5 protein-coding genes and 1 pseudogene are annotated in these 5938 nt (G+C 73.7%); 4 read left to right on the top strand and 2 right to left on the bottom strand.

Annotation, left to right across the window (positions count from 1 at the left end; translation table 11 throughout):
- Together ACOJTC_RS10190 and ACOJTC_RS10185 are read right to left on the bottom strand one after the other, a co-directional pair.
- Positions 1-1571 (bottom strand): cellulase family glycosylhydrolase (locus ACOJTC_RS10190; protein ID WP_420116669.1); only part of this gene is annotated, 1571 nt, incomplete at its 3' end.
- A gap of 449 nt (positions 1572-2020) precedes the next feature.
- Positions 2021-3229 carry a DUF349 domain-containing protein gene (locus ACOJTC_RS10185; RefSeq protein WP_420116668.1) on the bottom strand — a complete coding sequence of 403 codons (1209 nt, stop codon included), beginning with the start codon at positions 3227-3229 and terminating at the stop codon, positions 2021-2023.
- Between the two features lie 254 nt (positions 3230-3483).
- Between ACOJTC_RS10185 and ACOJTC_RS10180 the strand changes: the two genes are divergently transcribed.
- From ACOJTC_RS10180 to ACOJTC_RS10165, 4 genes and pseudogenes are all read left to right on the top strand, one after another.
- On the top strand, positions 3484-3933 hold the full coding sequence (locus tag ACOJTC_RS10180; protein ID WP_239484649.1) for a hypothetical protein: 450 nt from the start codon (positions 3484-3486) through the stop codon (positions 3931-3933).
- A 132-nt stretch (positions 3934-4065) separates the two neighbouring features.
- Complete coding sequence (locus tag ACOJTC_RS10175; protein ID WP_420116667.1) at positions 4066-4920, top strand: hypothetical protein; 855 nt, start codon at positions 4066-4068, stop codon at positions 4918-4920.
- Positions 4917-5828: a tRNA (adenosine(37)-N6)-dimethylallyltransferase MiaA gene (miaA, locus tag ACOJTC_RS10170; protein WP_420116666.1), complete on the top strand. Its 912-nt coding sequence runs from the start codon at positions 4917-4919 to the stop codon at positions 5826-5828. Before ACOJTC_RS10175 ends, miaA begins: the two co-directional genes overlap by 4 nt.
- Positions 5829-5835: 7 nt before the next feature.
- Positions 5836-5938, top strand: a pseudogene (locus tag ACOJTC_RS10165) (diaminopimelate epimerase); the annotation flags it as partial.

The raw sequence follows: 5938 nt of genomic DNA, 5'->3' as shown, positions 1-5938 counted from the left end.
GGCGCGTAGTTCGGCCCGGCGGCGGTCACCGTCGTGCCGGACTGGGTGACCGTGGCGTTCCAGCCGTTGACCAGGGTCACCCCGGCCGGCCAGGTCCAGGTCACCGACCACGGGTTGACCGCCGACGAACTGGTGTTCTTGACGGTCAGCTCACCCTGGAAGCCACCCTGCCAGGCGTTGACCTGCTTGTAGGTGGCGGTGCAGCCACCCGCCGGCGGGGGCGTGGTGGTGGGCGGCGGGGGCGTCGTGGTGGGCGGCGGCGGGGTCGTGGTCGGCGGCACCGGGGTGGTGGTCGGCGGCTTCGGCGTCGGGGTGCCGGTCGGGTCGGCCCCACCGGCGACCGGCGGGATCAGGTAAGGCTGGAGGATCGCCTGCTTGGCGGTGTTGATGTTGGTCCAGTCGTCAAGCGCGATGCCACCCGTGTCACCCGAGTTGGGGTTCCACGACCAGTAGGTGAAGGACATCCCGTTCACCCCGGTGCCGGTGTAGGCCATCAGCTTCTCCAGCCACACCTTGTCCCGGGGGTCGGCCAGGGTGCTGCCGAACTCGCCCATCATGATCGGGGCGATGTTCTGCTTGTAGAGGTAACCCCAGTAGCGGTCCCAGACCGCCGGCAGGTTCGCCGGGAAGTCGGCCGCCTTGAACCACTCCTGCTCGTAGACGCTGGTGGCGTACTCGTGCGGCGAGTAGACCAGCCGGTTCGCCACGTTCAGCCGGACCGGGAACTGACCGGCCTTGGACAGGTTGCCACCCCACCAGCCGCAGTCCTCGTCGTTGCTGGTGTCGTTGTCCCAGACGTTCGACAGGCCGCCGCTGGGGCAGCTCACCCCCTCCACGAAGATCAGCCAGTTCGGCTGCACCCCGAGGATGGCGTTACCGGCCCGCTCGGCGGCCAGCCGCCAGTCCCGGGTGGTGTCGCCGCAGCCCCAGCAGGCGCCGGTCGCGGCCGGGTTGGTGCCCTCGGCGTGCGGCTCGTTGTGCAGGTCCGCGCCGATCACCGTGGTGTTGCCGGCGTACCGCTGGGCCAGCATCTTCCAGTCGGCGAGCCAGGTCGCCTCGGAGACCGTCGGGGTGTACCAGAGCGGCGACTGACCGGCCGACGTCGGCCGGTGCCGGTCCAGGATGACCCGCATGCCCTTGCTGCCGGCGTAGTCGATCACCTTGTCGAGGATCTGCAACGGGGAGAGCCCGACCAGGTCCGGGTTGACGAAGTCGTTGATCCCGGTGGCGGTCGCGCCCGGCTTCACCGAGTCGTTCGAGTACGGGATGCGCAGCGTGTTGTAGCCCAGGCTGGCCATCTTGTCGAGCTGCCCACGCCACGGGTTGTTCGACCACAGGCCGTGGAACGTGCGGTTGTCGGTCTCCATGCCGAACCAGTTGATGCCGGTCAGCCGTACCGTCGCGCCGGTGCTGTCGACGATCTTGTTGCCGTTGGTGTGCAGGTAGCCGGTGCCGGTGCCGCCGACGGCGGCGGCGGCCGGGGTGGTGCCGACGGCGGCGGCGACGAACACGCCTGCCGCAGCGGTGGCGAGCGCGGTGAGCGCGGCGCCGAGAATACGGGGTCGGTACATGCGGGCTCCACTTCGGATGCCCGGCGTCGCGAGGCGACGCGGGCGGAAAACCGGGGGGAAAGCCGGCCGCCGCCGTCCGTCCCGCTCGTTACGGGATACGCGGACAGTGCGCGACGTGCCGGGTCACGTGGACACGGCCACTCGCTGCGGTGCACCGGCGACTCCCGACGACGGTGTCCGTCGTCGGTGCCCTCGCGCCGGTGGGATCGACCTGGCTCTGCCGCCCATTCTGATCAGCCGGTCTCGATGCGTCAACCGCAGGTCGCGGCGGCCCCGCCGGAAGGGTCGTTCCGGCTGGTAACCGGCGTGCCCGGGATGCTCCCCGCACGGGCCCCGCCGGGTGGTCCGCTCGGCGACCAGGGCGGACACGCGCGTGAGCCCCCGGTCCCTTCACCCGGGACCGGGGGCTCACATATGTCCATCCAACCGGCGCGGACGGCCGGTCGGGGTCAGCCGGCCTGTTCGGCGAGCTGGAGGAACTGCCGCTTGGAGGCGAGCGCCTGCTCGGCCTCCTTGACCCGGCGGGCGTCCCCGGCGGCCTGGGCGCGGGCGAGCCGCTCCTCGGCCTCGGCGACCTGCGCCCGCATCTGGGCGAGCAGCGGGTTGTCCTCCTTGGTGGTCCGCCGCCAGGCCGAGTCCATCACCTCGCGGACCTTGTCGTCGATGGCCCGCAGTCGCCGCTCCAGGCCGGCGGCGGCCTCCCGGGGCACCCGGCCCGCCTCGTGCCACTGGGCCTGGATATCGCGCAGCTTCGCCGGGGCGCCCTTCGGGTCGCCGTCGACGTCGAGCGCCTCGGCCTCGGCCAGCAGCGCCTGCTTGCGCTCCAGGTTGGCCCGCTGCTCGTTGTCCCGGGCCGAGAAGACCTCACTGCGCCGGCTGAAGAAGGCGTCCTGGGCGGCGCGGAACCGTTCCCAGAGCTTCTGCTCCGACTCCTTGGAGGCGCGCGGGGCGGCCTTCCACTGGTTCATCAGCTCCTTGAGCTGGTTGGCGGTGGCCGCCCAGTCGGTGGAGTCGGAGAGCTTCTCGGCCTCGGCGACCAGCTCCTCCTTGACCGTGTGCGCCTGCTTGCGCTGCTGGTCGAGGGAGGCGAAGTGGGCGCCCCGACGCCTGGTGAAGCCGTCCCGGGCGGCGGCGAACCGCTTCCACAGCTCACCGTCGGCCTTCTTGTCGACCCCCCGGATGGTCTTCCACTCGTCGAGGATCTCCTTGAGTCGGTCACCGGCCGTCTTCCAGCCGGTCGACTCGGCGGCCAGCTTCTCGGCCTCCTCGACCAGGGCGGTCTTACGGGCGAGCGCCTCACCCCGGGCGGCCTCCCGGGCGGCACGGGCCTCGCCGGCCTTCTCCTCGGCGAGCACGGCGAGCTTGTCCAGGCGCGCGGCGAGGGCGTCGATGTCCCCCACGACGTGGGCCTCGGCCAGCGAGGCGCGGATCCGCCGCACGGTGCTCAGCGAACCTCCCGCGTCGGCGGCGCCCGAGTTGAGCCGGGCCTCGGTGAGGTCCACCTCGGTGACCAGGTCGGCGAAGCGGCGGGCGAAGTGGGCCAGGCCCTCCTCGGGCGCGCCCGCCTGCCAGGATCCGACCACCCGCTCGCCCTCGCCGGTCTTCACGTACACGGTGCCGTCCGCGTCCACCCGTCCGAAGGCAGTCCAGTCGCTCATGTGCCCATCCTCGTTCTCCCGGCGTCGTCGGGAAACCCCCCGCGATCGCCGCCACGGCGCAGCCAACTTGCTCCCGGCATTGTCACAGGTCCGCCCCCGTCCGCGTCGAGCGCCTGTCTCTGACCGTGACCATACGGTGTCCTAGCACCCACACACAGGCTCCGTGGGGCGAGTGTCGCAATCCGCCGTACGGTGTACGGTAGGCCGTACACCGACGTTGCCGCCCGTGCGCCGGGCGGGCGAGGAGGAGCAGGATGACGCAGTCCCACACCCGGATGACGCCCCCGGCCGACCCCGGGTTCGTGCCCGACGCCGCCGATCTCGCCGAGCTGGACGAGTGGTTCCGCCGGTACGACGCCCTGGCCGAGGCGGGCGACGTGGCCGGCACCGCCGACCTGGCGATGTTCCCGCTCAACACGGTCACCGACGACGCGGCCGGCGAGGGTTCGGCCCGCCAGCTCGACCGGGCGGCCTACCTGGAGATGATGGGCGGCGTCCTCGGCGGCGGAGGCGACCTGCGGATGGAGAGCCGGCGCACGCCCTACTTCCTCACCCGCAGCCTGGCCGTGGTGCTCACCGAGGCCGAGTTCACCCTCGACGGCCAACGCCAGCGGGTGCGCTACGCCGACCTGCTGGTCCGCACCGGCGGGCAGTGGCGGTTCCAGACCATGGTCCAGGGCGGCTGGGGCGGACAGACCGGCTGACCGTACCCGCCACCCGGTCCCGCCGACCACATGGCCGATGGCCCCGGGGCAGTAGGGCCGCAGAGCCTGTGCGCCCGGGGCCGGGCGGCGGGGTGGGCGGAGCGGGCGGTGCCCGGCCGTTACCGTTGCCTGGTGCCACTGCTCGCCGCCGCCGTCTGCCCGCACCCGCCGCTGATCGTCCCCGAGCTGGCCGGGGCCGCCGCGCCCGAACTGGCGGAGCTGCGTGACGCCAGCGCCGCCGCCGTCGCCGCCCTCTACGCGGCCGGGGCGGACACCGTCGTGCTGGTCGGTGCCGGTGAGCGCACCACCGAACTGGCGCTGCCCCGCCGGGGCAGCTTCGCCCCCTGGGGCCTGCCCCTCACGGTCGGTCTCGTAACGGCCGGCGTCGAGCCGGTGCCTCCGCCGGCCGGCGTCGAGCCGGTGCCTCCGTCGGCCGACGACGAGGGGCTGCCGTTGAGTCGGCGGGTCGGGGCCTGGCTGGTCGACCGGACCGCCCCGCCGACCCCGACCGCCTGGCGGCTGGTGAGCGTCGCGTCGGACGAGCCGGCCGACCGGTGCGCCGCCCTCGGCGCCGGGCTGCGGGTGGACGGGCCGTGGGCCCTGCTGGTGCTCGGTGACGGGTCGGCCTGCCACGGCCCGAAAGCGCCAGGCTACGACGACCCGCGCGCCGGGGCGTACGACGAGGGGGTCGCCCGTGCCCTGGCCGACGCGGACGCCGACGCCCTGCTCGGTCTGGACCGCGGGCTGTCGGCGCAGCTGGGGGTCGCCGGTCGGCCGACCTGGCAGGTGCTGGCCGGGGCGGTTCGCGCGGCCGGCGGCGACTGGCACGGCGAACTGCGCCACCACGCCGTCCCCTACGGTGTCGGCTACCTGGTGGCCTCCTGGACGCGGACGGACCCGCCCGGCCCGGACGGGACACCGGCGGGCGATGCCGGGACAATGGCGGATGACGCCGGGACGGCGGCGGCGGGCGGTGTGACGCGGTGAGCGGCACGGTCGTCGCCGTGGTCGGCCCGACCGCGGCGGGCAAGTCGGCGCTGAGCATCGCCCTGGCACACGCCCTCGGCGGTGAGGTGGTCAACGCCGACTCGATGCAGCTCTACCGGGGCATGGACATCGGCACCGCCAAGCTCACCCCCGCCGAGCGCGACGGGGTGCCGCACCACCTGCTGGACATCTGGCCGGTCACCGAGCCGGCCAGCGTCGCCGAATACCAGCGGCTGGCCCGCGCGGCGGTCGACGACATCCTGGCCCGGGGGCGGGTGCCGCTGCTCGTCGGCGGCTCCGGCCTGTACGTGCGGGCGGTGCTCGAACAGTTCGAGTTCCCCGGCACCGACCCGGCGGTACGCGAACGGCTGGAGGCGGAACTGGCGCAGCTCGGCCCGGCCCCGCTGTACGCCCGGCTGGCCGGGGCGGACCCGGTGGCGGCGGCGGGCATCCGGCCCGGCAACGGCCGACGCATCGTCCGGGCGCTGGAGGTGATCGAGCTGACCGGTGCGCCGTTCACCGCCTCGCTGCCCGACCCGACCCCGTACTACCCGGCGGTGCAGCTCGGCGTCGACCTCGACACCGCGCTGCTCGACGAGCGGATCGCGGTGCGGGTCGACCGGATGTGGGCCGACGGACTGGTCGCCGAGGTACGCGCGCTGCGCGGGCAGGGCCTGGCCGACGGCCGGACGGCCAGCCGGGCGCTCGGCTACCAGCAGGTGCTGCGGTTCCTGGCCGGGGAGACCGACGAGGCGCAGGCACGGGAGGAGACGATCCGGGCCACCCGCCGGTTCGTCCGACGGCAACGCTCCTGGTTCCGCCGTGACCAGCGCATCCACTGGCTGGACCCGACCGAACCGACGGTTGTCGAGACTGCCCTGCGGGTGGTCGCCGGGCATCGGCGATGATGGGGGCGTGGAGTTCACCAAGGGCCACGGCACCGGCAACGACTTCGTCGTCCTGCCCGATCCGGACGGCACCCTCGACCTGACCCCCGGCCTGGTCGCCGCGCTCTGCG

This window comes from Micromonospora sp. (assembly GCF_048594385.1).
GTDB classification, from domain to species: domain Bacteria; phylum Actinomycetota; class Actinomycetes; order Mycobacteriales; family Micromonosporaceae; genus Micromonospora; species Micromonospora wenchangensis.
Note: the sequence above shows the minus strand (reverse complement) of the source record. Positions and strands in the feature narration are given on the sequence as shown.